At 42.6% G+C, this 24,041-nt stretch carries 24 protein-coding genes; 6 read left to right on the top strand and 18 right to left on the bottom strand.

Annotated features, from left to right (window positions below; genetic code table 11):
- The first annotated feature begins 7 nt into the window (after positions 1-7).
- The 3 genes from AC060N_RS00120 to AC060N_RS00110 all read left to right on the top strand — a co-directional run bounded on the left by AC060N_RS00120 (position 8) and on the right by AC060N_RS00110 (position 1,929).
- Complete coding sequence (locus AC060N_RS00120; protein ID WP_479525383.1) at positions 8-484, top strand: hypothetical protein; 477 nt, start codon at positions 8-10, stop codon at positions 482-484.
- A gap of 290 nt (positions 485-774) precedes the next feature.
- The gene (locus AC060N_RS00115; protein ID WP_479525382.1) at positions 775-1,131 is read left to right on the top strand and encodes a carboxypeptidase-like regulatory domain-containing protein; all 357 of its coding nucleotides are present in this window, start codon (positions 775-777) and stop codon (positions 1,129-1,131) included.
- A gap of 339 nt (positions 1,132-1,470) precedes the next feature.
- Positions 1,471-1,929: a toxin-antitoxin system YwqK family antitoxin gene (locus AC060N_RS00110; RefSeq protein WP_479525381.1), complete on the top strand. Its 459-nt coding sequence runs from the start codon at positions 1,471-1,473 to the stop codon at positions 1,927-1,929.
- An 85-nt stretch (positions 1,930-2,014) separates the two neighbouring features.
- On the opposite strand, the gene AC060N_RS00105 is transcribed toward AC060N_RS00110, so the two are convergent.
- From AC060N_RS00105 to AC060N_RS00090, 4 genes are all read right to left on the bottom strand, one after another.
- A complete protein-coding gene (locus AC060N_RS00105) occupies positions 2,015-2,674 on the bottom strand; it encodes a lipoprotein signal peptidase (protein ID WP_106540999.1) in 660 nt (219 codons plus the stop codon).
- Positions 2,675-2,788: 114 nt separating this feature from the next.
- Positions 2,789-3,166 (bottom strand): TraR/DksA family transcriptional regulator, encoded by a 378-nt coding sequence (locus tag AC060N_RS00100; RefSeq protein ID WP_025862658.1) that lies wholly within the window; start codon positions 3,164-3,166, stop codon positions 2,789-2,791.
- 93 nt (positions 3,167-3,259) lie between these two features.
- Positions 3,260-6,700: an isoleucine--tRNA ligase gene (ileS, locus tag AC060N_RS00095; protein ID WP_479525380.1), complete on the bottom strand. Its 3,441-nt coding sequence runs from the start codon at positions 6,698-6,700 to the stop codon at positions 3,260-3,262.
- Positions 6,701-7,122: 422 nt separating this feature from the next.
- Positions 7,123-7,983, bottom strand: coding sequence for a LytR/AlgR family response regulator transcription factor (locus tag AC060N_RS00090; protein WP_479525379.1), 861 nt, complete (start codon positions 7,981-7,983; stop codon positions 7,123-7,125).
- A gap of 341 nt (positions 7,984-8,324) precedes the next feature.
- On the opposite strand from AC060N_RS00090, the gene AC060N_RS00085 reads away from it, so the two are divergent.
- Positions 8,325-9,500, top strand: a complete 1,176-nt coding sequence (locus tag AC060N_RS00085; RefSeq protein ID WP_479525378.1) for a DUF6051 family protein — start codon at positions 8,325-8,327, stop codon at positions 9,498-9,500.
- Between the two features lie 22 nt (positions 9,501-9,522).
- Here the strand turns inward: AC060N_RS00085 and folK are convergent, their stop codons facing one another.
- The 7 genes from folK to AC060N_RS00050 form a co-directional block, all read right to left on the bottom strand.
- The gene (gene folK, locus AC060N_RS00080) at positions 9,523-9,891 is read right to left on the bottom strand and encodes a 2-amino-4-hydroxy-6-hydroxymethyldihydropteridine diphosphokinase (RefSeq protein WP_479525377.1); all 369 of its coding nucleotides are present in this window, start codon (positions 9,889-9,891) and stop codon (positions 9,523-9,525) included.
- 5 nt (positions 9,892-9,896) lie between these two features.
- A complete protein-coding gene (locus AC060N_RS00075; RefSeq protein ID WP_106540994.1) occupies positions 9,897-10,247 on the bottom strand; it encodes a dihydroneopterin aldolase in 351 nt (116 codons plus the stop codon).
- Between the two features lie 73 nt (positions 10,248-10,320).
- Complete coding sequence (locus tag AC060N_RS00070; RefSeq protein ID WP_479525376.1) at positions 10,321-11,040, bottom strand: SDR family NAD(P)-dependent oxidoreductase; 720 nt, start codon at positions 11,038-11,040, stop codon at positions 10,321-10,323.
- Between the two features lie 84 nt (positions 11,041-11,124).
- Entirely contained in the window at positions 11,125-11,835 is a 711-nt protein-coding gene (locus tag AC060N_RS00065; RefSeq protein WP_479525375.1) for a pirin family protein, read from the bottom strand.
- A gap of 27 nt (positions 11,836-11,862) precedes the next feature.
- Positions 11,863-12,465, bottom strand: coding sequence for a YceI family protein (locus tag AC060N_RS00060; protein WP_479525374.1), 603 nt, complete (start codon positions 12,463-12,465; stop codon positions 11,863-11,865).
- An 83-nt stretch (positions 12,466-12,548) separates the two neighbouring features.
- Positions 12,549-13,439, bottom strand: a complete 891-nt coding sequence (locus tag AC060N_RS00055; RefSeq protein WP_479525373.1) for a helix-turn-helix domain-containing protein — start codon at positions 13,437-13,439, stop codon at positions 12,549-12,551.
- Between the two features lie 3 nt (positions 13,440-13,442).
- Positions 13,443-13,856, bottom strand: coding sequence for an OsmC family protein (locus tag AC060N_RS00050; protein ID WP_479525372.1), 414 nt, complete (start codon positions 13,854-13,856; stop codon positions 13,443-13,445).
- A gap of 102 nt (positions 13,857-13,958) precedes the next feature.
- On the opposite strand from AC060N_RS00050, the gene AC060N_RS00045 reads away from it, so the two are divergent.
- Positions 13,959-14,657: a Crp/Fnr family transcriptional regulator gene (locus AC060N_RS00045; protein ID WP_153640802.1), complete on the top strand. Its 699-nt coding sequence runs from the start codon at positions 13,959-13,961 to the stop codon at positions 14,655-14,657.
- Between the two features lie 44 nt (positions 14,658-14,701).
- On the opposite strand, the gene AC060N_RS00040 is transcribed toward AC060N_RS00045, so the two are convergent.
- From AC060N_RS00040 to AC060N_RS00020, 5 genes are all read right to left on the bottom strand, one after another.
- Positions 14,702-15,904, bottom strand: a complete 1,203-nt coding sequence (locus tag AC060N_RS00040; protein WP_463228983.1) for a murein hydrolase activator EnvC family protein — start codon at positions 15,902-15,904, stop codon at positions 14,702-14,704.
- A gap of 3 nt (positions 15,905-15,907) precedes the next feature.
- The gene (gene lolB1, locus AC060N_RS00035) at positions 15,908-16,747 is read right to left on the bottom strand and encodes a lipoprotein insertase outer membrane protein LolB1 (protein ID WP_463229177.1); all 840 of its coding nucleotides are present in this window, start codon (positions 16,745-16,747) and stop codon (positions 15,908-15,910) included.
- Positions 16,748-16,791: 44 nt separating this feature from the next.
- On the bottom strand, positions 16,792-18,561 hold the full coding sequence (locus tag AC060N_RS00030) for a tetratricopeptide repeat protein (protein WP_479525371.1): 1,770 nt from the start codon (positions 18,559-18,561) through the stop codon (positions 16,792-16,794).
- Positions 18,562-18,597: 36 nt separating this feature from the next.
- Positions 18,598-19,032 carry a dUTP diphosphatase gene (gene dut, locus AC060N_RS00025; protein ID WP_479525370.1) on the bottom strand — a complete coding sequence of 145 codons (435 nt, stop codon included), beginning with the start codon at positions 19,030-19,032 and terminating at the stop codon, positions 18,598-18,600.
- Between the two features lie 83 nt (positions 19,033-19,115).
- Complete coding sequence (locus AC060N_RS00020) at positions 19,116-20,585, bottom strand: lipopolysaccharide biosynthesis protein (protein WP_479525369.1); 1,470 nt, start codon at positions 20,583-20,585, stop codon at positions 19,116-19,118.
- Positions 20,586-20,874: 289 nt separating this feature from the next.
- Between AC060N_RS00020 and AC060N_RS00015 the strand changes: the two genes are divergently transcribed.
- A complete protein-coding gene (locus AC060N_RS00015; RefSeq protein ID WP_479525368.1) occupies positions 20,875-21,954 on the top strand; it encodes a glutaminyl-peptide cyclotransferase in 1,080 nt (359 codons plus the stop codon).
- 61 nt (positions 21,955-22,015) lie between these two features.
- On the opposite strand, the gene ruvB is transcribed toward AC060N_RS00015, so the two are convergent.
- Both ruvB and AC060N_RS00005 read right to left on the bottom strand, forming a co-directional pair.
- Positions 22,016-23,041: a Holliday junction branch migration DNA helicase RuvB gene (gene ruvB, locus AC060N_RS00010; RefSeq protein ID WP_479525367.1), complete on the bottom strand. Its 1,026-nt coding sequence runs from the start codon at positions 23,039-23,041 to the stop codon at positions 22,016-22,018.
- A 56-nt stretch (positions 23,042-23,097) separates the two neighbouring features.
- Complete coding sequence (locus AC060N_RS00005) at positions 23,098-23,502, bottom strand: response regulator (RefSeq protein ID WP_228492049.1); 405 nt, start codon at positions 23,500-23,502, stop codon at positions 23,098-23,100.
- Between the last annotated feature and the right edge of the window lie 539 nt (positions 23,503-24,041).

Here is a 24,041-nt window from a genome sequence, read left to right as displayed (position 1 = left end):
ATATCAGATGAAGAAATCTGTTCAAATTTTCATTTTTGCACTGCTTGCCGGCCTCATGTTTGCCTGCAACCCGCAAAAGCAAAATAACGGGTTCGTATTCGACGCAACGTTATTTAAGGGGCATCCGGATACGACGGAAGTCAAAAAGCTGTTGGATGCCCAGCCGGACACCGCCTTTTACCGCTTACTTTTCGGTCGACCGAGATACATTCAGATGTATGATGCTCTCGACTCTACAGAATTTCGGTTCAAGCATAATAAGCTAATTGAGATCATTGTGCACAAGCCCACAGTAGCCTACAGTGCCGAAAGCGTCACCCGCTTCGGTTTACCATTTAAACCGGCAACCAGTCGGGATACCAGTGCTTATATTATGTGGAAAAACGTTTATCCGCAATATCCGGTTGTGAATTTTTACCTGGTCGGGAATAAGCCAAACGGGAACGAAAAGGCTTTCAAAATATACTTCAAACTGAAGGACTAAAACACCACTGTTTATGCTTTCAATTTATTTATACAGCATGCGGAATTGTAAAATTCTATCGAATTGACAGCGCTTAAACAGCACGAATGAACCAGCATCCCAACCGGGTCTGGTTCATTCTTAAGAACTGAAAACGCCGGCATCCCAAAGAGTGCCGGCGTTTTTCAATTAATCTCGATACTAACTGACTAACCGAGCATTGCATATTAATCTTAATCAGATCTTCACATCTTTGTAACCACTCTGTAACCTTTTAACCATACTTTTCCTGTTGAATAAACACAAGCGAAATGAAAAAATTTGTTTTATCAGCTTTATTGATTGGAAGTACCGTTTTTGCGATGGCTGCCAATAAGGAAAGTAAGTCAGAAAATACCTCTACCGGGAAGGCTGTCGTTACAGAGCTCTCAGGAGAAATTGTAGACACCAACACCAACGAAACCCTGGTTGGCGTAAAAGTGTCAATTGATGGAACTGATAAGGTTGCTTACACCGATTTTGACGGAAAATACCATTTCGATAATTTGAAACCGGGCACATACAACCTGACAGCTTCCTACATTTCGTACGAAAACAAAACCGTTGAAAATATTGAACTTACTCCAACAGCAAATGAAGTTGATTTAAGTTTGAAGAACTCGAACTAAATTTATTTCAAAATCATTCGACCCGTTCTGTTGCCCCGGAGCGGGTTTTTTTATTGAATTTTCTGATCGATCCTGCGTTCGTTTCGCAGTTTTTAGCTCCCTCCGTCTCACCATTTCACGGCAAATAAGCTACTTCTAAAACTCTCACTCTATATGTTATGTTACATAGAAATTTAATATTTAACTTGAAATATCTCTTTATAGACACATTCCATATTTTATCAATTTCATTTTGAAATAATTATTTAACATTAATTTTCTGTTAACCCAAAATCAATTCAGTTAACTTTTACTTAACTTTAGCATAATAAAAACACGTAACGAGATAAGGAGGCTGTTATGAAGAAGTTAATTGGATTGATCGCGATATTGTTTTTCCTCTTACCCTATACATTTGCCCAGGAAGTCAGTAAAGTAGACGGCATATACTTTGCCGATTCAAAGCCTTACACCGGCGAATACACCCAGTACTACGACAATGGAAATCCGAAAACAAAGATGAACCTGAAAGATGGTTTAAAGGATGGAAAAGCAAAAATCTATTTCGAAGATGGCAAACTGAAAGGCATTTGCTCATACAAAAACAACGAAATGGACGGAACCTGGGTTACCTACAACCAGCAGGGAGTAAAGGTAGCTATCGCCAACTATAAGAACGGCGAAAAGAATGGTGAATGGAAAATATGGGACGACCAGGGAAACCTCATTTATGAAATGAACTATGTGAACGGACAGAAATCGGGCACGTGGAAAAAATATGGCTCTGAAGGAAAACTGTTGAGCGAAAGAACATTTTAATGATTCTCTGAATCTTAAAATTCGGGTTAATAGATTACATCTTATGGTATGAAAAAAGCCGGTTTTGAAGCCGGCTTTTTCTATATTAATTCATCTCTACATTCTCAGTTGTCGAAACTTCTGGTTCTTCAGCGGTCGCTGGCTGACGATCGAAAAAGCGACGGTAGAAAAGCAGAATCAAAAATATTCCAATGGTAATTGACGAGTCAGCGAGGTTGAAAACCGGCCGGAAAAAGATAAACTGCTGTCCGCCCCAGAACGGGAACCACATGGGGTAATGTCCCTCCAGAATGGGGAAATAAAGCATGTCAACCACTCTTCCGTGCAGGAAAGAAGAATACCCTCCACCGGGAGGGAAAAGCGTAGCCACCTGTCCGTAGCTATCGCTGAAAATCATTCCGTAGAACGCACTATCGATAATGTTACCAATAGCACCCGCCATGATAAGGGAAACACTAATAATCAATCCAAACGGCACGTCTCTTTTCCATAATTTCGTTAGGTACCAGCCAATCCCCACAACGGCGGCAATGCGAAATACGCTCAGGAATATTTTGCCATAATCACCGGCAAACTCGAATCCAAAAGCCATACCGTTATTCTCCACAAAGTGAATGACAAACCATTTCCCGAAAACGGAAAATTCCTGTCCAAGCATCATATGCGTCTTCACCCAAAACTTCAACGTCTGATCGGCCAGCAAAATCAGAAAGACAATCAATAACGAACTGGTTTTCTTACCCATTATCCTATATTTTCAACAAACCATTAAAAAAAATCCGGAGCGCAGAATTCCACCCCGGACAAAATAAGTCATTTATTTTTTACAACCTTCATCCAGTAACCTCTGCCCGAACAATTACCGTTGCTTGTTTTTTGCATCGATACTGAGCGTAGCATGAGGAACAGCACGCAGTCGTTCTTTCGAAATCAATTTTCCTGTTTCGCGGCAAATACCGTAGGTTTTGTTTTCAATACGGATTAATGCAGCTTCGAGGTGCTGAATGAATTTTTGCTGACGTTGAGCTAATTTACCGGCTTCTTCTTTAGAAAGGGTTGCAGCTCCTTCTTCCAGCACTTTAAATGTAGGCGAAGTGTCTTGCGTGTCGTTTCCGTCACCATGGGTGATAGCATTACGGTACAACTCGTAATCCTTCCGCGCTTTCTCAAGTTTCTTCAGAATGATATCCTTGAACTCGGCCAATTCTTCATCTGAATATCGCATTTTTTCAGCCATAATGTAAAAGTATTAAGGTGAATACAGGCTTAAAATAAGCTGACTAATATAACTTTTTTCAGCTTATATTTCCATGGCTGATAACTTGGGAAATTATTTTCCCACCTTCTCAACCATAATATAGGTTTCGACTCCTTTATCAATTTCAACCAGTCTGGCCTTTTCATCCTCAATGGCATCCACCAGTTCGAGATTCGAAGCCAATGTCTGGTTACTGATGTAATCACTAAAATTATTGACCGCTTCATTAATCTCATCCTGACGAGCAATTCGAAGGTTAATCTTATCGGTTACCTCAAAATCGCTTTCCTTCCGGAGATTCTGAATACGGTTAATGAACTCACGGGCGATTCCTTCCTGCCGCAATTCGGGCGACACTTCAATATCGAGCGCCACGGTCAGTCCACCTTCACTAGCGACCAACCAACCCGGAATATCTTCCGAAAGAATCTCCACATCTTCCAGTCCAAGATGAACGTTTTCGTCACCAACGACAAGTTCATAAGCACTCTCTTTTTCAAAGCGGGCGATATCATCCTGCGACATCTGGCTGACTGCACCGGCAATCTGCTTCATGATTTTGCCATATTTCGGACCTAACGTCTTGAAATTAGGCTTTATCTTTTTCTTGATAATACCTGCAGTATCATCAATATATTCTACTTCCTTAACGTTGACTTCCGTCAAAATAATATCCCGGACAGCCTCAAACTGTTCTTTAAAATGTTTGTCCAGCACCGGAACCATTATTTTGGCCAGCGGCTGGCGCACTTTCAGTTTTTCCTTCCGGCGAAGGCCGAGAATCATGGAAGAAACCTTTTGTGCAATATCCATCCGCTCTTCGAGCGACTTATCGATAAGCGAGCTGTCCGCTTTCGGGAATTCAGTCAGGTGAACCGAGATATCTTCATCACGACCCGTTACCGCATTCAAATCACGGAATAGCTGTTCCATGTAGAACGGTGCGATCGGAGCAGCTAATTTGGCGACCGTCTCCAGGCAAGTATAAAGTGTCTGATAAGCCGAAATCTTATCGGCACCGTACTCACCACCCCAGAAGCGTTTGCGGCTCAAACGCACGTACCAGTTCGACAAATTCTCGGTAACAAATTCCGAAATAGCTCGTCCGGCGCGCGTCGGCTCGTAGCTTTCCAACGCATCGCCGACTTCAAGTACCAAACTGTTCAGCAGCGACAAAATCCAGCGGTCAATTTCGGGGCGATCAGCAGCGGCTACTTCCGGCTCGCTGTAACTAAAGCCATCCACATTCGCGTAAAGCGAGAAGAAGCTGTAGGTATTGTACAACGTTCCGAAGAACTTACGGCGTACCTCTTCCACACCTGCAATATCGAATTTCAGGTTATCCCACGGTTGCGAGTTGGTCAGCATGTACCAACGCAACGGATCAGAACCATATTTCTCAATCGATTCAAACGGATCGACCGCATTGCCGAGCCGCTTCGACATCTTGTTTCCTTTGGCATCGAGCACGAGGCCGTTGGATATAATATTCTTGAATGCAACCGACTTTTTTGTCATGGTTGCAATAGCATGCAATGTAAAGAACCATCCACGCGTCTGGTCAACACCTTCAGCGATGAAGTCAGCCGGGAACACCTGCTCGAAGATTTCTTTGTTTTCGAACGGGTAGTGCATCTGCGCAAACGGCATAGCACCAGAGTCGAACCAAACGTCAATCAAATCGGGTTCACGGAACATCTTTTCGCCCTTCGCCGATACCAACACAATGTTGTCAACATACGGACGGTGCAAATCGATTTTGTCATAATTCTCTTTCGAGTAATCACCGGGAACAAATCCTTCGTAAGGATTTTTATCCATGAATCCGGCAGCAACGGCCTTTTCGATTTCACCGTAAAGCTCCTCAACCGAACCAATACACTTTTCTTCAGTTCCATCTTCCGTACGCCAGATAGGCAAAGGCGTTCCCCAGTAACGCGAACGCGACAGGTTCCAGTCAACCAGGTTTTCGAGCCAGTTACCAAAACGGCCGGTTCCGGTCGATTTCGGCTTCCAGTTGATGGTATTATTCAGTTCGATCAAATCATCACGAACCGCTGTGGTCCGGATAAACCAGGAATCAAGCGGGTAGTAGAGCACCGGCTTATCGGTACGCCAACAGTGCGGATAGTTGTGCTCGTGTTTTTCAACGCGGAAGGCTTTGTTTTCCTTCTTGAGCATTACCGAAATATCCACATCCAGCGTTGCATCATCGTCGGCCAGACTTTCGTCGTACGCATTTTTCACATATCGTCCGGCATATTCTGCATACAACTCTGTATTGACATTCTCGTCAACAAACGATGTATCCAGATCTTCCGTACGGAAGAAGCGGCCTTTCCTGTCTACCATGGGTTGGCGACGACCTTCGTTGTCTATCAGAATCAGCGGTGCAATGCCTGCTCTCTTAGCGACACGGTCGTCATCCGCACCAAACGTAGGAGCGATGTGCACAATTCCGGTACCGTCCGCGGTGGTAACAAAATCACCGGTGATAACGCGGAAGGCGTCTCCCATTGGTTTTACCCACGGGATTAATTGCTCGTAAGCTGTTCCTTCCAAATCGGAGCCGGTAAATTCGGCTGTGATCTGAAACGGTATCTTTTTGTCGCCGGGTTGATAATCTTCCAGCGAAAGCTCTTCGTTTTTCTCGGGGAAATAGCTTCTCAGCAAATCTTTGGCCAGGATCACCGTTACCGGAATGCCTGTATAAGGATTAAAAGTTTTTACCCGGACGTACCGAATCTTTTCACCTACAGCCAGCGCTGTGTTCGAAGGTAAGGTCCAGGGCGTAGTGGTCCAGGCCAGGAAATACAAATCCGTATCAACGTCAGCAAAAAGTTTTTCCGACTTATCGTCACGAACCACTTTAAACTGAGCCACACAAGTCGTGTCTTTCACATCGCGATAGCAACCCGGCTGGTTCAGCTCGTGTGAGCTCAATCCGGTTCCTGCAGCAGGAGAATACGGCTGAATGGTGTACCCTTTGTACAACATATCCTTGTCGTACAGTTGGCGCAACAACCACCAAAGCGTTTCGATGTAACGGTTATCGTACGTGATGTACGGGTCATCCATGTTCACCCAGTAACCCATTTTTCGGGTCAGGTCCTCCCACATGTCGGTGTATTTCATCACCTCTTTTCGGCAGGCGGCGTTGTATTCCTCAACGGTAATGCTCTTACCAATGTCTTCCTTGGTAATGCCCAGCATTTTTTCAACACCCAGTTCAACCGGAAGTCCATGCGTATCCCAACCGGCTTTCCGTTTTACCAGGTAACCCTGTTGGGTCTTATAGCGGCAAAATACATCTTTGATAGCACGGGCCATTACGTGGTGAATACCCGGCTGACCATTGGCAGAAGGCGGACCTTCGTAGAACACGAATGTCGGACGTCCTTCGCGGGTCGACATGGATTTATGAAACGTATCGTCCTGCTCCCAATAGCTCAGGACATCCTTGTTTATTTGTGATAGATCAAACTCCTTATATTCCCTGAATTTCCTCGTCATAATGATTGAAAACCTCCGGTTTTTAAAAGTCTACAAATATAGGAAAATTTTTATTGAACATCAGATGTTTTATGGCTTTCCAAATAGGGTTAAAGAGTACATTTTTCTGTGGAAATTATTGAAAACTTCAGGTGACCATAGTTTATCATAAAACCTAAATCCAATTCTTCATCACAGTACTTGGGAAATCAATTTTGTTTCCAAAAACGAAAGTCTGACCGGGCAGCAAAAACTTCTACGTATAAGTTCGTAAACTTCTACTGTTCTTTTTGAAAACTTCTACTTATAAGTGATCAGTACTTCTACTTAGAAAGATGGAAAAAGAACAGTAGAAAGATTTCCACTTCTCTTGTTCTTTTCTATAAGAGAATAAAAGGGCGTGCAATAAAAGGCTTGGAGAATGAAAAACGCCATCTGCCCAACTACAAAGATTGACTGGCAGAAGGCAACAGATCGAGTTCGGCAATAATGACAGGTTCGTAAGTTTTCGAAACCTGAATGACTAAATTTTCCGGTCCGTTCAAATGAAGTTCCAGACCTTTCTTTCCTTTTTGCATCATTTTTACCTGCTCAATATTCACCATATAGGAACGGTGGCAACGTAAGATATGATGGGGTTTCATCTCGTTTTCCAGCTTTTTTAAACTGTTTCGCAACAAGTATTGCTTAATTTCACTCCGTACACGGTAATGAACCAACACATAATTTTCGCTGGCTTCGAGATAGAGCAGATCACTTTTTTTGAGGCTCAGCCGCATCACGCCGTTTTCATCCCGGAAGGGAATAAAATCAATAGCCGGCTTTCGGAGATAATCGAACGTGAGGTTTTCGAGCTTGATCTTCTTTTCCTGGAAAGCGAAGAAAAGCAAACTGATAACATACGGTATGAGGAGAATCAGGGCCGTATTCTGGATGGCAATAAACCAAAGTTCAGCATAGGTGCGCGAATCATCGAGCGCGTAATCCTCGATGAGGGCAAAAAAGGCAGCCATAATTAAGATTTCAGCGGCTACCATCCAACTGTACTGCAAAATAGAAACCGAGCGTACTTTATTAATCTGGTACATGATGACCCGGCTGACGATCACCACCACCATACCCAACAACACTAGTAATCCGGAGTAAAGCAAAAACTGCCACTTGGTGATAGCGTACCAGTGAGCAGCGCCAAACGGTTCGTATATATTGATAAAAGCGTAGGCAAAAACCGTTGTAAAGGCAATCTGAACGTAAATGTTTCTCTTGCTGATGAAATATTCAGGTATGCTTTTGGGTCTTTCCATAAAACAGGGAAGGTAAGATTAATTTCTTCTGCTGTTAAAAGTAAACATATTCTACTTACGTGATCCGAAACCGAGTCGCTTTCCTTTCGGATTTTCGACCCAAAACTACACTTCACGCCGAAATCCACAAAATCGGGAAAAGCATCCGCCAACTTAACCCGGTGTACTTCTAAAATTTCATTAATATTTTATCCCGAAATACGAGATTTCATCCCGAAAAAGAGCATTCTATACCAAATCCGAAGCATTGATGGCAAAGCCTCCAAAACACCGCCAACAAGTGTATGCGTTAAACTAACTTGCAACTGAAAATACTGATTATCAACACGCATGAAAATACAATGAAAAGAGACTACGCTGAGATGCAACAAATGATTGCCGCCAATTTTGTGGATGACAAGCCGGAAATTCAGTTGGAAAGTTGCCCGGTGAGCATCCGGAATTTTCAGTTTCGTTCGGAATTCCGAAAAAAGCGTAGTTGGAAGGATTTGCTTCCTGCTTCATTAAGCAACCATGAGTTATTGGGAACCAGTTATCCCGAAAATGACCAATTCTGGTATCCGGTTTTTATTCCTGAAAAAGACCGAAAATCAGATGAAGCCATTTTGTTGCTTCACGGACTCAACGAGCGCAGTTGGGATAAGTATTTTTCGTGGGCATTTTACCTGGCCCAACACACCCGAAAAGCTGTTATTCTGTTTCCCATTGCATTTCATATGAACCGCTCGCCAAAAAAGTGGACCAATCCGCGGGAAATGAATTCGGTGGTGAAAGAACGGAAAACCAGCTCGGCGGAATTAAAAGAGCTTTCATTCGCGAACGCTGCACTAAGTTCAAGGCTGGATGAGCGGCCCGAACAGTTTTTTCTTTCTGGTGCGCAAAGTTACCAGGATGTGGTCAGTTTGCTAAAACAAATAACGAATGGAGAACATGAACTCTTTCCGGAAGGAACTAAAGTAGACTTCTTTGCTTATTCCATTGGAGCTTTTCTATCGGAAATTCTTTTCCTGTCCAATCCCAAAGGATTGCTGAAAGATGCGCGTCTATTCATGTTTTGCGGCGGTCCAACTTTCGACCAGATGAATGGAGCTTCGAAATACATCATGGACAACCAGGCTTTTTTCACGTTGCGCCAGATGTTTTTCCACAAGCGAAACCGGGAAATACGCGCTATTCTGAAAATGTACGGTATTCTCCGCTTTCGCGAGATGTGGAAATCATTCGTGACCATGTTACGGATTGAAAAAAAGAAACGGAAAAGAGAACATTTTTTTAAAAAATACAATCAACAGATTTATTCCATTGCATTGGCAAAAGACAAAGTTATGCCGCCGGATGCCATCGACCGGACTCTTCATGGAAGGAAAGGAAGTATTCCGGTTCCGATGGAAGTCCTGGATTTTCCGTTTCCATACAGTCACGAAAATCCTTTTCCGGTAAGTAATAATGGAATTGCAAAAGACGTAGACGAAAGTTTTCGGCAGGTATTCAGTAAAGCGGCTGCTTTTCTAAGCTAAAAAACATAAGATTGGTTTTGATTCAGAGCACTTCATCGACAGCGTTCTTTAGAAATTGACGAGTATAATAATCGCGATCGACTACTTTACCGTTCCATACAACTACATCAAGGTCAATGGTTCTGGGTCCGAAGCGGGGCTGTGTACGGTCCCGTTTCAACCGATCTTCAATATTTTTCAGATAAACCGAAAATTCTTCTTGCGCCATCGAAGTCGAAACCTTAACGGCACCGTTGATGAAAGCCGGCTGAGCAGTGACACCAATGGGTTCGGTTTCCACCATCGCCGACACCGATAGAAGTGTCTGCTCTTCTTCCAAAATGCGAAGTGCTTCCCTGATATTCTCTTCCGGCTGAATATTCGAACCGACACCAACTACGCAAGTATTCATTTCGCTCATCTTTTTTCCTCCATTACAACGGAAACCGATTCAGCAAAACGAAGGGCATGAGGTTTGTCTACTTCAACGCGAGCGCGTTTTACCCGCTCATCTTTCATAATAAGGGAAAGAATTGTGTGCGTCAATTTTTCCAGCAGATTGAACTGGCTCTCCTGCACCAGGCTTATCACCTGTTTCGTGATGGCTTTATAATCGTAGATACCATCTGGTTCGTCGGTTTCTATCGCCTTTTGGGTGTCGACTTCTATCTCGATGTTAATCAGTACATCCTGACGATTCTTCCGTTCGTCGGGATTAAATCCGATGATGGTGCGTATGAGCAGATCTTTGATGCGTATCAGGGCCATAAAAAGGGGAATCTAAGTTAGCAGGCTAAAAATTAGCACTTCGGTAAATAAAAACAAAATGATCAGTGAAAAGTTAAAGCAATTGCTCACCACTATCGCAGAACAAAACCTGGCCGGTCAGATTTTCATTTTCCAGTATATAGGAAAGGCTTTGTAAAACCGGCTTCAAACCGGCAGCCTCTTTCATTGGTGTTCTCTCGGACAAATTATTCAGGTAAGCATCATCTTTTCCTTCCGGAGGAAGAACAGCACCGGGAGCAATAGCGTTTACGCGGAATGCCGGTGCCAGTTCCAGTGCACTCATTTTCGTTAGTTCCCAAAGTACTTTTTTCGATAAACTATAAGCAGCATGAGAGGAATTGTTCTTCTTTATCCGGGTATCGACCAAATTAATGATCACACCATTGTCGGCATGGTTCGCGAATTCCATCGTGAGTATGAAAGGAGCCACGAAATTCACCTGCAGATTACGCTGCAACATCATGGTAGAGGTTTCTTTGATAGTGCCAGGCTGAAAAACGGAAGCATTGTTCACCAGCAAATCGAGTCGGGCAAAAGCACTAATCACATTCGAAATCAAATTCTCCGCATCCGGAACATGATTCAGGTCGGCCTGAAACAGGCGATAGGTACCGTGACTGTTGATGTGTTTTAACTCTCTCTTTAACTCAGCCGCCTCCGTCTCCGAATGATGAAAATGAAGCGCCAAGTCCCATCCTGACTGAGCCAGATGCAAAGCAACAGCCCGTCCGATGCGCTTGGCGCTTCCGGTAATCAAAGCCACTTTTCGCATACCTCTTGATTTTGTTTCCACTAAAGGTACAACGAACGAGCTTCATATAAAAAGGGCAAAGCCTTTTCGGAAAATTTCAAAATTTTAGTTCATCGGAATTTCCATAATGAGAAACCTGGCCGGTTGCAAACTCTTCACCGAGAATTCCGAAGTATCGTAAATACCTATTCCATCGCGGCTTTTCAGCGTATCTCCATCCACTTCCAGTTCTCCGTCAATCACGAAAAGATATACGCCACTGTTGCCGGAATGCATTTGGTATTCCATTTCTTTGCCATCGTCCGTTTCGGCAAGTGAAAACCAGGCATCCTGGTGAACAAACAATGACTCATCGGCTCCATCGGGCGTTACCACTGTCAGGAATTCATTTTTCATTTTCGAAGTATCGAAGCGTTTTTGGTCGTACCTCGGTGTTAAATTCCGCTCGCGCGGAAAAACCCAGATTTGCAGCAAATTCACTTCCGTATCTTTCGAAGGATTGAACTCAGAGTGCGTAATTCCCGAACCGGCTGTCATTACCTGTACTTCACCCGCTTCGATGACGGAACCATTTCCCATACTGTCGCGGTGTTCCAATTGCCCCTCCAGCGGAATAGTGATGATTTCCATATTGTTGTGTGGATGAGTTCCAAAGCCCATTCCGGGTTTTACAATGTCATCGTTTAGCACCCGAAGCAAACCAAACTGAATACGGTCGGGATTATAATAGTCCGCAAAACTGAATGAGTGCCAGGTATTGAGCCACCCGTGATCAAAGTGCCCTCGGGTTTCAGCCCTGTGAATTACTTTTTGCATGATAATTTCCTTTCTGCTTTTTGAGCGTTAGTCCGGCTGCTGATTGGCTTCCAAACTGAATTCAAGGGTGAATACATCGTCAATCATCTTGTCTCCCAGATTGGAAAAGAATGAACCGGAACCATATTTGATTCCGTATTTCGTTCTGTCTACCGGCATCGTACCGGTAGCTTCCAGTTTATTTCCGTTTACCGAAATATTCGAATCAAATCCAACAGGCTTGGTAATTCCCTTGATAGTCAAGTCTCCGGTTACATGATACAGTTTTCCGCCTTTGGATTCTACCTTTTTAATAACCAATCTCGAAACAGGATACTTCTCTACACTAAAGAAATCGTCTGAATGGAGATGCCCAATCAATTTCTTATTCCATTCCGGATCAGTTAAATCTAAATCTTTCATGGAAGTCATATCCACTACCAGATTACCACCAACCAACTGGTTGTCTTTTATTTCCAGGTTGCCCTCTTTAAAAGCAATGGTTCCGTGGTGGCTTCCGGTCACTTTCTTACCGGTCCATTTAATGGTACTTGCGTTTGTATCGACTTGATACGATTGAGCAAACACGGGAGCTGAGACTCCCATAAGTAAGGCCAGAACTACAGCCAGTTTATTTACCTTCATTTTCATAATTGTCAATTTTTGGTTTTTAATTGAATCACAATACAAAGGTATAACTGACTGGTATTTCAGTAAATGGACAAAAATATATTTTACTTGTACTTTTTACGCGAGCGTTCTCTGAAATCGGAGAGGGAAGTACCGGTATACTTCTTAAAAAAACGGCTGAAATAGGCCGGATCATCGAATCCCATTTCAATACCAATTTCTTTAATGGACAAATCGGTGCTAAACAAAAGTCGCTTGACTTCGGTGATGATGCGGTTCCTAATCATCTCGCCGGCCGTAATTCCGGAAGTGCGACGAGTTACATTGTTGAGGCACGAAGGCTGCATGTTCAGTTTTTCGGCATAAAAGGCTACACCCTTCTCTTCACGGTAGTGTTTATCGATTAACGTTTTAAACTCAATGATGGACGAATTGGGAGCGTCACCGGGTTCTACCTCTTCCTTCCTGTTTTGCTGCTCGTAAAGGCGGGATGCTTCCAGGAAAAACAGGTTCAACAGATTAAGGACAATACTGCGGGAAAACTTATCGTGCCGGTTATACTCCTTCATCAGTTTGTCCACAATCATCCCGAAAGCCGGAATGTCTTCGTCGGTAAGCGTTACCAGGCTCTTAAATGTTTGGTTAAAGAATATCTCGTATTCGCGAACTGGAATATTGGAGTCGTAATTCATGCGAACAAATTCTTCATTAAAAATAAAGGTGACTCCATCGGCGTATTTATCCAAAATCATCCGGTGGCGGATGCCTGGCGGAACAAACAAAATGGTGTTGCCCGCCAGGGTATATTCCACAAAATCGGTCGCATGGACCACTTCGCCGGTTTTTATCCAGAAAACTGAATAATAATCATGCAAATGAAAGGACTCCGACTGATTCTCCGCTTTATAATCGCAGATGGTCATCAGCTTAAAGAACCACTGTTCGTTGGTCCATCCTTTTTGTATATCCCTTCTCTCTATTGTTGGTATAACCATTTTTTACACAATTCGTATCTCCGAACTCATCTCAGCCGCGTCGCGGTATACTGCGCTCACTCCGCAATATTTTTCTTCAGATAACTGAACGGCTCTTTCCAGTTTGGCCAACGGAAGATCTTTTCCGCTAAACTGGTAAATCACGTGCATCTTATCGTATTTTTTCGGATGTTCATCGGTCACGTTAGCTTCTACTATTACGTTAAATTTATCGGGTATAATTTTCATTTTTCGCAACATCGATATCACATCCATAGCAGTACAACCTGCTAACGCCAATAGCATGAGTTTCTTCGGGCGAGGTCCCTTGTCCGAACCGCCGTTTTCTTCCGAAGCATCAATAATAAGTCGGTGTCCGTCTAAAACCGTGTCGAAAAACATGTTTTCATGCCATGCTAAATCCACCATATGTTTCATATAATCAGGCTTTAAGTGTTATTCCAGCATTTTTAGTTATTCGAACCGTAAATTGTATATTTACGAAATCTAAAAACTATTCAATTCAATCGCTTTTTCAGAATGAGAAATTATAATGAACCTATAGAGGAGGAGGCCGATCTTTCCAAATTCCGTTTCTTTCAAACGTTAACACCTGAGGAAATGGAAAGGTTGAATTACGAAAAGACCTGTTCATTTTACAAGAAGGGAAGCGTAATCTATCGGGAAGGTAACCGGCTTACCGGATTTTACTGTATCACCCGTGGAATTCTGAAAATTTATAAAACCGGAATCGACGGCAAAGAGCAGATCATCCGTTTTGTGAAGAAGGGAGATATTATCGCCTATCGTTCATTACTGAGTCAGGAATCGGCGTGTACCACTGCCAAAGTAATCGAAGACGCCGTTTTATGCCACATTCCGTATAAAACCTTACTGTATCTGATTGATGAAAACTCGAAGTTCTCGCTAGCTATGTTGCGCATTGTTTGTGCCGAACTGAAGGACGCCAACGATTTCATCACCGATATTGCACAGAAAACAGTTCGTGAACGTCTGGCTGAAGTATTGCTTTTGCTGAAAGACAATTTTGACCTGGATGACAATAAAACGCTGCAAATTTCGCTTACGCGGGAAGAGTTGGCCAATATGGTCGGCACGGCGACAGAATCGGTTATTCGGCTTCTTTCCGAGTTTAAACACGATCAATTGATCGAACTTCATGGAAGGAAAATACGAATCGTCGATTTACCGGGATTAACAAGAGTAGCCAACCTATAAAATAGACAAGCTGTCCCTGAAAGAGACAGCTTTTTTTGTGGTCACTATTTTTTCACAATCCAATCTTCGGGATTCTGTTTTTTGTTCTCGTGCCAAATCTGAAACTTCAGAACAGTTTTATTGTCTCCCGGATCGGTATATACTTTCCCTATTTCCTGTTTCGTTTCCACTTTTTGCCCCACACGAACAAACACGTCACTCAGGTTGGAATAAACGGTCAGGTAATTTCCGTGGCGGATAATTACGGCCATGTTGCCGCCTGGTATGGCCACCACCCGCGAAACGGTTCCCCTGAATATAGTCCGCGCCTTTTCGCCTGCACTGGTCGTAATATCGATGCCATTGTTACGAACCATTACACGTTTCAGTACCGGATGCGGATGTTCACCAAACTCTTCGGTAATCAATCCCCGATCGACCGGCCATGGGAAACGCCCTTTATTTTTTCCAAAATCGGCAGACAATTCTTTTTCGGCAGGTGTCAGGCTAAAGCCTTTCTTATTCTCAGCGGCACTTTTTTTCGCCTCCTCGGCAATGATGCGCTCAATCTCTTTCTGAAGACGTTGTTCTACTTCCCGTTGTTGCTCCAGCTTTTTCTTCAGGTCACGCTGCTTTTTCTGTAAACTCGCGTAATACTGGTTTTGCTGAACCTTCTGAGTTCGCATTTGCTGCGATTCATCCCGCTTCTGCTCCAGCATCTCTTCCTTTTCCTTCCGTCGCTTTTCCAGATCAGCCAACTTGGCGTCAAGAATGTCTTTCACAGCTACAATGGCTTCCACCTGTTTTTTGCGGTAGTCGGCATACTGTCTTAAATACAGAAACCTTTTGTAAGCCTGGTTGAAATCTTCGGCCGACAACAAGAATAAAAGCTTGCTGTTCGCGTCAGCATTTCGGCGGGCATAGCGGATCATCTGGGCATAGTTGGCCCGGATATTCTTCAAATCGGAAGTAAGTCCTTTGACGACAAAAGCATTATCAGAAATAGAACTATCGAGATAAGCAATTTCGCCATTGATTTCACTAATCAGTTGGGCACGCAGCCTAATCTGCTTGTTCAGCAGCGCCAAACGGTTGAGCGAACTCTTGGCATTTTTGCTGGTCTCTTCCAGCAATTGGTTGGTATACTTGATCTCATCAGCTGTTTTTTGCTTCTGTTTCCTGAGGTCAGAAAGAGACTGGGCAGAAGCTGTTACAGCACCTGCCATTACGAAAAACACGGCTATTACAAATCCCGTACACCTGTTCATATATTACTTCAGCAATATTTGTTTGTACTTCGATGGAATTCTAAATCTGAAAGATTCCGGCTCATCAAACGAAATCCGGCTCAGTTTCACTTTCACCTTGTAACTTTCCTTTCCCTGGTAATCCAGATGTATTTCTTCCGGAAACCAACGGCCGTCGATCATTTCGAAATGCGAGAAATCCAGACTCATCGTACGATTATAATCAATATCGTTGAATACCAGCTTCCGTATGACAAATCTATTCGGATCGACATAAATATCTTGCCGGATTAAATGCTCTTCATCAAAACGGTTTCGATATCGCTCCAGCTTTTCTTCCTTGCGAATTACCTTCCGGAGCTTTCGGTCTTTCATCGACGAAATCCGGTACATACCATCATCGATAGCGCAGTGAAAATCACGGAAGTCGCGATCTTTCGGATCATTTCGAAACGAAAAAAGCTGGTTGGTAAAAATGGCTTCAAACATATCGAAGCCAATGTCCATCCCTAATCGCTTTGACAAATAATTCAAAGCACCTTCGTAATATTCTCTGTCAATATAATAAACAGCCCGGAATGTATCGGGAGTAATTTCCAGTTTGCCTACCGGAATGGTAGCTTTTAGCGCATTAATTTGTATTACACTGTCACGCCTGATTCGGTACGAAGCTCTGAATGAATGACTTTTACCCTGTGCCTCTACATTAACTGAAACGCGTTTTACGGCCATAGTTTCATAGGAAGGCTCATTCGCCGAAACGTTTTTCAAAATACGTCCGCAGCTCATGTGCCTGATCTTTTTTGCCGTCGTAACCTTTTCAGTCGATTTACATGAAAATAAAAGTGTTGCAATGATGCTCACCCAAATAAAACGGAATACAACTCTCCTGCTAATCTTTAACACGGTCAATTTGGATTTTCTTCGATGTAGGTTTTCTTCTTAATTTTCTCTTTCAGCGTAGGTGAGTCATTCCCCATTTCTTCCGACTTCTTCCAATTCTCCAGGGCTTTGTCCTTTTCATCCAGATAATACAGAATATCGCCATAGTGTTCGAATAATACCGGATTTTTACCATTATCATTCCGAATGGCTGACTCCATATAAAACTTGGCCAGTTTGTAATCTTTCTGCTTGAAAAGCACCCATGCGTATGTATCCAGGAACGTGGCATTGTCGGGATTGGCTTGTACCACTTTACCGCTCAACTTTTCAGCCAACTGCAAACTATCGCTCCGTAACGAAAGATAATACGCGTAGTTATTCATGGCCGTGTAGTTCGTCGGATCGAGCTGAACAACCTTGTTGAACATGGCGTACGACTTCTTCAGGTCCTTCATTTTGTACAATGCTTCAGCACGGTACATATAGAATTGCGAACTCAACTGATTGTTGTCGCCAACATATTGCTGTCCCTTGTCCAAAATAGAAATAACGTCCTTGTACTTTTCCATCTGTAACGCGCCAACCGCTTTCATTACATAAAGCAGAGGCTGACTGGGAAAATATTTAAGCGCGTCGTCACCGTCGGTGTACATGGCTTTCCAGTCCTGCAGATTATTGTCCAGGAAAAGCAGACGCTGCCAATACCGGATGTTGTCTTTGTTCATGCCAACCACGATGCGCATCTGATCGCGTGCCTTTTCAATCTCATTGTGCTGAACAAGGTATTCAACATACATCGCACGGGGACGCTCGTCATCCATATTGGCGTTCATCATCGCCTTCAACAACTCGAGTTCCTGCTCGTCGGATACTTTGCGATTATCCTTCTGAACAATCATCACATACATTTGAATCTTGGTATCCACATCCAGGTTCGGATTTTTGAATGCCATCAACAAATGGTTGTATGCTTGATCCGGTTTTCCGCTTTCGCGATAGTAATTGGCCAGAGAAATTTGAACAAAACCATTATCCGGCTCTATTTGCAAAATTTTATGGTAGTTCTCCAATGCTTTTGCACTGTCGCCTTCCGCCAGGTACATATCAGCCAACAAACCGAAGTAGCGCGTATCTTTCGGATTCGTTTTGATCAGCCCTTTAATCTCATCGAAAGCTTCCTTCTTTTTCCCCATCTTGAGGTAAAGCTGTTGTTTAGCTACCGCAATTTGCTCAAGCGGACCAGTTGACTGCTGAAGCACATCAAAGGCTTTTAACGCATCTTCGTATTTGCCAGCTTGCGCCAATAACGAAGCATGATAATATTTGTAATCGTCGTTTCCGGGAACCAGAATGGCCAACTGTCCATATTGGTCAGCCGCCTTATCGAATTGCTTATTTTGCTGATAAACGCGAGCCAACATCAAATGGTAATATTCATTTTCAGGATTGTTGGCAACTGCTTTTTCGAGCAACAGCATGGCGCTGGTAAAATCGCCTTTGGCAATATGAATATTAGCCAGTTCGAACATAGCTGTCGAAGAGGAAGGATCAATTTCCAGACAACGTGAGAAAATCGGGATAGCCTTATCAAGATTTCCCAACGCTTTCTGTTTTAAACCTTCAATTAGCAAATATTGAAATTCCCGTTCCTGATTTTTGGTAACATGGGTTGTATCCTGAGCCACCTTTCTTTCAGGAGCTTTTTGCGCCACTTTTTTCGTTGTTGCACAAGATGACAAACCAACGAGGGCCAGAAACAAAACCCAATAGGTAATCGAATTTTTTCTAATCATGGTGTTAATTAATAGCACCGTGTGCCTGTGTATAATTTAATTTTTTCCGGTGTGCCCGAATCCGCCTTCACCGCGAACTGTTTCAACCAATTCAGTCACTTTCACCCATTCCACTTTTTCGTGCTGAGCGATAACCATTTGAGCAATACGCTCGCCATCGGAAATAACAAATTCTTCGGAGGAAAGATTAATGAGGATAACCTGAATTTCTCCACGGTAATCAGCATCAATGGTTCCAGGAGAATTCAGTACGGTAATACCTTTTTTTACGGCAAGACCGCTGCGTGGACGAACCTGCGCTTCATATCCTACCGGGAGTTCAATAAAAAGTCCGGTCGGAACAAGCGTACGTTCAAGAGGTTTTAAAACAATATCTTGTTTCAGGTTGGCCCTCAAATCCATACCGGCTGAATGTTCGGTACTGTAATGTGGCAGAGGGTGTCCTGAATGATTCACAATTTTCACTTCCATATGTTCATTTCGGTATTTAACTCGCTAAGATATAAAACTTAAGCGAAACCAATTAGTTAAAAAATGTTTTGCCTTGTCAAGTCCTAAACAAACAAACGTTTCAGTTCCCTTTTTTCTTTGAAAACCACAAAACCAAGGAAAACAAGAATAACAATTGTCCGAAGAACATAATGAATGACAACATTCGATACGTTGATGTTCACTCCAATGAAATAAAGAATGAGTGCGACCACAAAATAAAGTGTCACCCGCTTCAGATCATATTTAACCGGAAAGTGCTTTTGTCCAAGAAAATAAGAAGCGACAGTCATCACAATTGACGCCACTAAAAATGCCAGCGCCGACGCCATATATCCCAACGCCGGAATAAACAACACGTTCAACCCAATGGTAACGACCGCGCCCAGAAGTGCAAGCTTGGCACCATAACTAGTTTTATCAGTCAGTTTGTACCACAACGACAGTGTATAAAATATTCCCTGGAAGAAGTATCCCATCAAAATGAAGGGAACAATCTTCAACCCGTCGTAATACCGCGAACCAATAAAATACTTGGCAATGCCGAGATAAAGCATCACGCCCAAAAAGATCGTCAATCCGAAAATCACAAAATATTTCATCACCAGGGCATAAGTCATCTTCGAATCTTCTCCTTTGTAGTGCGAGAAGAAAAATGGCTCGAAGGAATAGCGGAATGCCTGGATAAACAAATTCATTAACACGGCCAGCTTAAAGTTGGCGGCATAAATTCCCAGTTGCTGCAAACCATCGACCGATTCCGGCAACAACTTCGGCATCAATATCTTTTCAATGTTTTGGTTTGCCATTCCTGCCAGCCCGACAATAAGCAAGGGCCAACCATACCGAAGCATCTGGAGGAGCAAACTTTTGTCGAAAACCATTTTCTTTCCGATGAAATCGGGAAATAGCATCACTAACATAATCGCTGATGAAATCAAATTGGCAATGAACACGTAACCAATTCCGATGTGAGGATTGTAGATATACCGGAAAATGGAATCAGGATTGGTATCGATAATCTTAGGGCAGTAATAAATCAGGAAAATATTCAATCCAATATTCACCGCTATTCCGGTTAATTTCACAATGGCAAACCTCACGGGCCTGCTGTTCAAACGAAGCCGTGCAAACGGAATGGAGGTAAAAGCATCGAGCGCCACCGTTAATCCCATCCAACGGATATATTCCGGGTGACCGGGATATTCCATCCACGCGGCTATATTTCCTGAAAAGACAAAAACCGCCAGCACAAACGAAACCGAAGTAACGAACAGAGAAATAAGGGTAGTGGTATAAACTTCATCGGGCTTTTTGCTTTTCCCGGCAAACCGGAAAAAAGAAGTTTCCATCCCGTAGGTTAGCAAAATCAGCAAAAATGCTACATACGCATACACGTTGCTAACAATACCGTATTGTTCCGGAGCAAACATCCGGGTATAGAAGGGAACCAACCACCAGTTAAGAAATCGTCCAATGATACTCGAACCACCATAGATGACGGTTTCTCCGGCTAGTTTTTTAAGTGCGCTCAAATCGGTGCTTTATTAACGGTGAATTATTTTACTTTTACAAATATAAGGTTAGACGTTGTACATCGAAGAGACTTTGAAAGAAAGCGCAAAAATTTTTAGAGTATTGCTCAACCGTATTTATTCACATGAATTGTTGACACTTCATTACCGTGGAAAGCAGTCAACACGAGCGTTCCACGTGAAGCAATTTTAATAAATCCGTCAAAATTGTTAATAACTGCCGAAAATTTTGAAAATTTGTCGCAGACCATTACCATTTTTAAATTTCGTTGTTTGTTTACCAGTTGATATGATGAAAAAGTTAGCTGTTCTCACATTAACCCTGTCGTTGACAGGAATTCTTTTATTTCAATGTTCGAGCACTCCGAAGCGTTCCCGCAAGCCGGTAACAGCTATCGAAATTCTACCGAAAAGCAAATACTACCCGCAGGGAACTCCCATTACCATAAAAACAAGAACCAACGTAAAGAACGGTACCATCCAAAACATCAAGGTGGAAGTGGACGGGAAAAGTTATTTCAGTGGCAAGACGCTTGAAAACGAAATTAAAGTTTCGACGAACGAAATGGCGATGGGCAAGCATTCCATAAAAGTTACCGCCATAAAAACCGATAGTGTAACCGGCGAAAACTACAGCGATTTTACGGTGGTTTCGGATACTAAACCAGTTGATTACTCATACAAAATCAACGCCACTTATCCGCACAACACCAAGTTTTTCATCGAAGGTTTGCTAATACACAACGGCTACTTATACGAAGGAACCGGTGAAAAAGGGCAGTCGGTAATTGCCAAACAAGTGTTGAAAACCGGAAAAATACTGCAGGAGAAAAAGCTGGATAAAAAATACTTTGGCGAAGGCATTACTATTCTCGACAATAAGCTTTATCAGCTTACTTACAAAGCCCAAACAGGCTTTATTTACGATGCGAAAACATTCGATAAAACCGGACAATGGCATTACGAAGCCAAAGAAGGCTGGGGGATGACCAACGACGGTACAAATCTCATCATGAGTGATGGTACCGAAAACCTGCGCTTTCTGAATCCGGAAAATCAACAAGTTTTAAAAACAATAAGCGTTTATGACGACAAAGGCCCTGTTAAATACTTGAATGAGTTGGAGTATATTAACGGAGAAATTTGGGCCAACGTCTGGACGACAAACACCATTGTCCGAATTGATCCTAACAACGGAAAAGTGCTCGGAAGGCTTGATTTGACAGGTCTATTGAGTGTAATGTACCGCGACGAAAATAAACCGATTGATGTGCTGAACGGAATTGCCTGGGACGCTAAAACCAACGCTATTTACGTTACCGGAAAACTATGGCCAAAGCTTTTCGAGATTGTCCCGGTTAAGAAATAGTTGACACGAGATAAAAAGACAAAATGAAGGCCGGTATTTAGTAGTACCGGCCTTTTTATTTTTAGAACAACGATGGATTGTCTCCGTCAATTTTCGCTCTGCCCAGGTGGTTGTATGCAAGCTCTGTAGCTTCGCGTCCACGCGGCGTTCGTTTTAAAAATCCTTCCTTAATCAAGAAGGGTTCATACACTTCCTCAATGGTTCCGCCATCTTCACCAACGGCAGTGGCAATGGTACTGATTCCAACCGGTCCGCCTTTAAACTTGTCGATAATGGTTGTCAGAATGCGGTTATCCATCTCATCGAGGCCGTGCTTATCAATATTGAGTGCTTCGAGGCCAAAACGCGTAATTTCGATGTCAATTTCGCCGTTTCCCTTCACCATGGCAAAGTCACGTACCCTACGAAGGAGAGCGTTCACGATTCGCGGCGTACCACGGCTTCGTGAGGCTATTTCAAGTGCCGCTTCGCGATTGATAGGAACATTCAGTATGGAAGCTGAACGTTCAACAATGCCCGTTAAAATAGCAGTATCGTAATATTCCAGGTGACAGTTAATTCCAAAACGAGCACGCAGCGGACTTGTCAATAAACCAGAGCGTGTAGTGGCACCGATCAAGGTAAACGGATTTAATTCGAGCTGAATGGAACGGGCACTCGGTCCTTTATCGATCATGATATCGATTCGGTAATCTTCCATTGCCGAATAAAGATATTCTTCAACCACAGGACTCAGCCGGTGAATTTCATCGATAAACAGTACATCGTTTGCTTCAAGGTTGGTTAGTAATCCGGCTAAATCGCCAGGTTTATCCAACACCGGCCCGGACGTCAATTTAAGATTAACGCCGAGTTCGTTAGCCAGAATATTTGAGAGGGTAGTTTTTCCGAGTCCGGGAGGGCCGTGCAACAAAACATGATCAAGTGCATCCCCCCGCATGAGCGCAGCTTTTACAAATACCTGCAGGTTTTCAACAATCTTAGCCTGTCCTTTAAAGTCGTTGAAGCGAAGCGGACGTAACTTATTATCAAATTCACGTTCGGTTTCAGAAACCTGACTGCCCCTGAGATCAATAAAGTCGCTCATAATATAAGGGATTCTTTACCAGGTAAAGTTAGTGAATGAAGGGAGGAAAACAATAATCAGACAATCTTGAGACTCAGTAAAATCTCATTCAGCTGATTCATATCAAAGGGTTTGGCAATGAATTCATCCATTCCCCACGAAAGACATTTTTCACGGTCGTTGTCGAGTGTATTGGCAGTAACAGCGATAATCGGAGTATATTCACTCAGTTTATTTGCTTTTTCAATTTTCCTAATCTCCCTGGTTGCTTCCAATCCGTCCATTACCGGCATCATAATATCCATCAGAATCAAATCAAATTTCTTCTCTTTGAAAAGATTCACAGCTTCTAAACCGTTGTTGGCAATAGAAACTTTGTGGTTATACTTCCGCAGATTGTACGTCGTAATTTTCTGATTTAGAAAATTATCCTCCACCAGCAGTATAGACAGCCCTTCTTTATTTTGATCTTCAATTTTCAAATCAGCAGAGTTTAGAATCAAATCCCTTTACTTATTAATACGATTTTTATGTAAAAGGATACCCTTTGAATTCAAATAATTTTCAAAGTGGTACTACAAATAAATCTATTCGGAGAGAAATAAACAAATCCGAAAAGAGCATCTTCATTTTATATTATTACAAGTAAAGTTAAAATTTAAAAAAGATGATGTTAATGATATACGGTTTATAACGCTTAAAAGTTCATATTTCTTTTGTTGTAATACTCCTTGTTAACTTCTTTTTTACAATTTTGACAAGAAATGAACATAATGGTGTTTTCTTAATCAGTATTTTACCGTGATTTTAACAAGCTGTTAAGATCGTTTTGTGAATAGCTGTTTGTTTTGTTGAAAGGTGTTAATTCAGTGAAAAAGGCGTTGATTTTTTAGGGTGAAATTGATCGCTATTTTTTTGGATCTTGCAATGGGTCGCGTTAATGAAAATATTCATCTATTCGCCAAAAATATTTTTCAGATTTTGTTTTTATTTTTTAACATGATTGAAACATTCTATTTCA

It is taken from the genome of Prolixibacter sp. DSM 2831, assembly GCF_056493735.1.
This window is presented reverse-complemented; position numbering and strand designations above follow the sequence as displayed.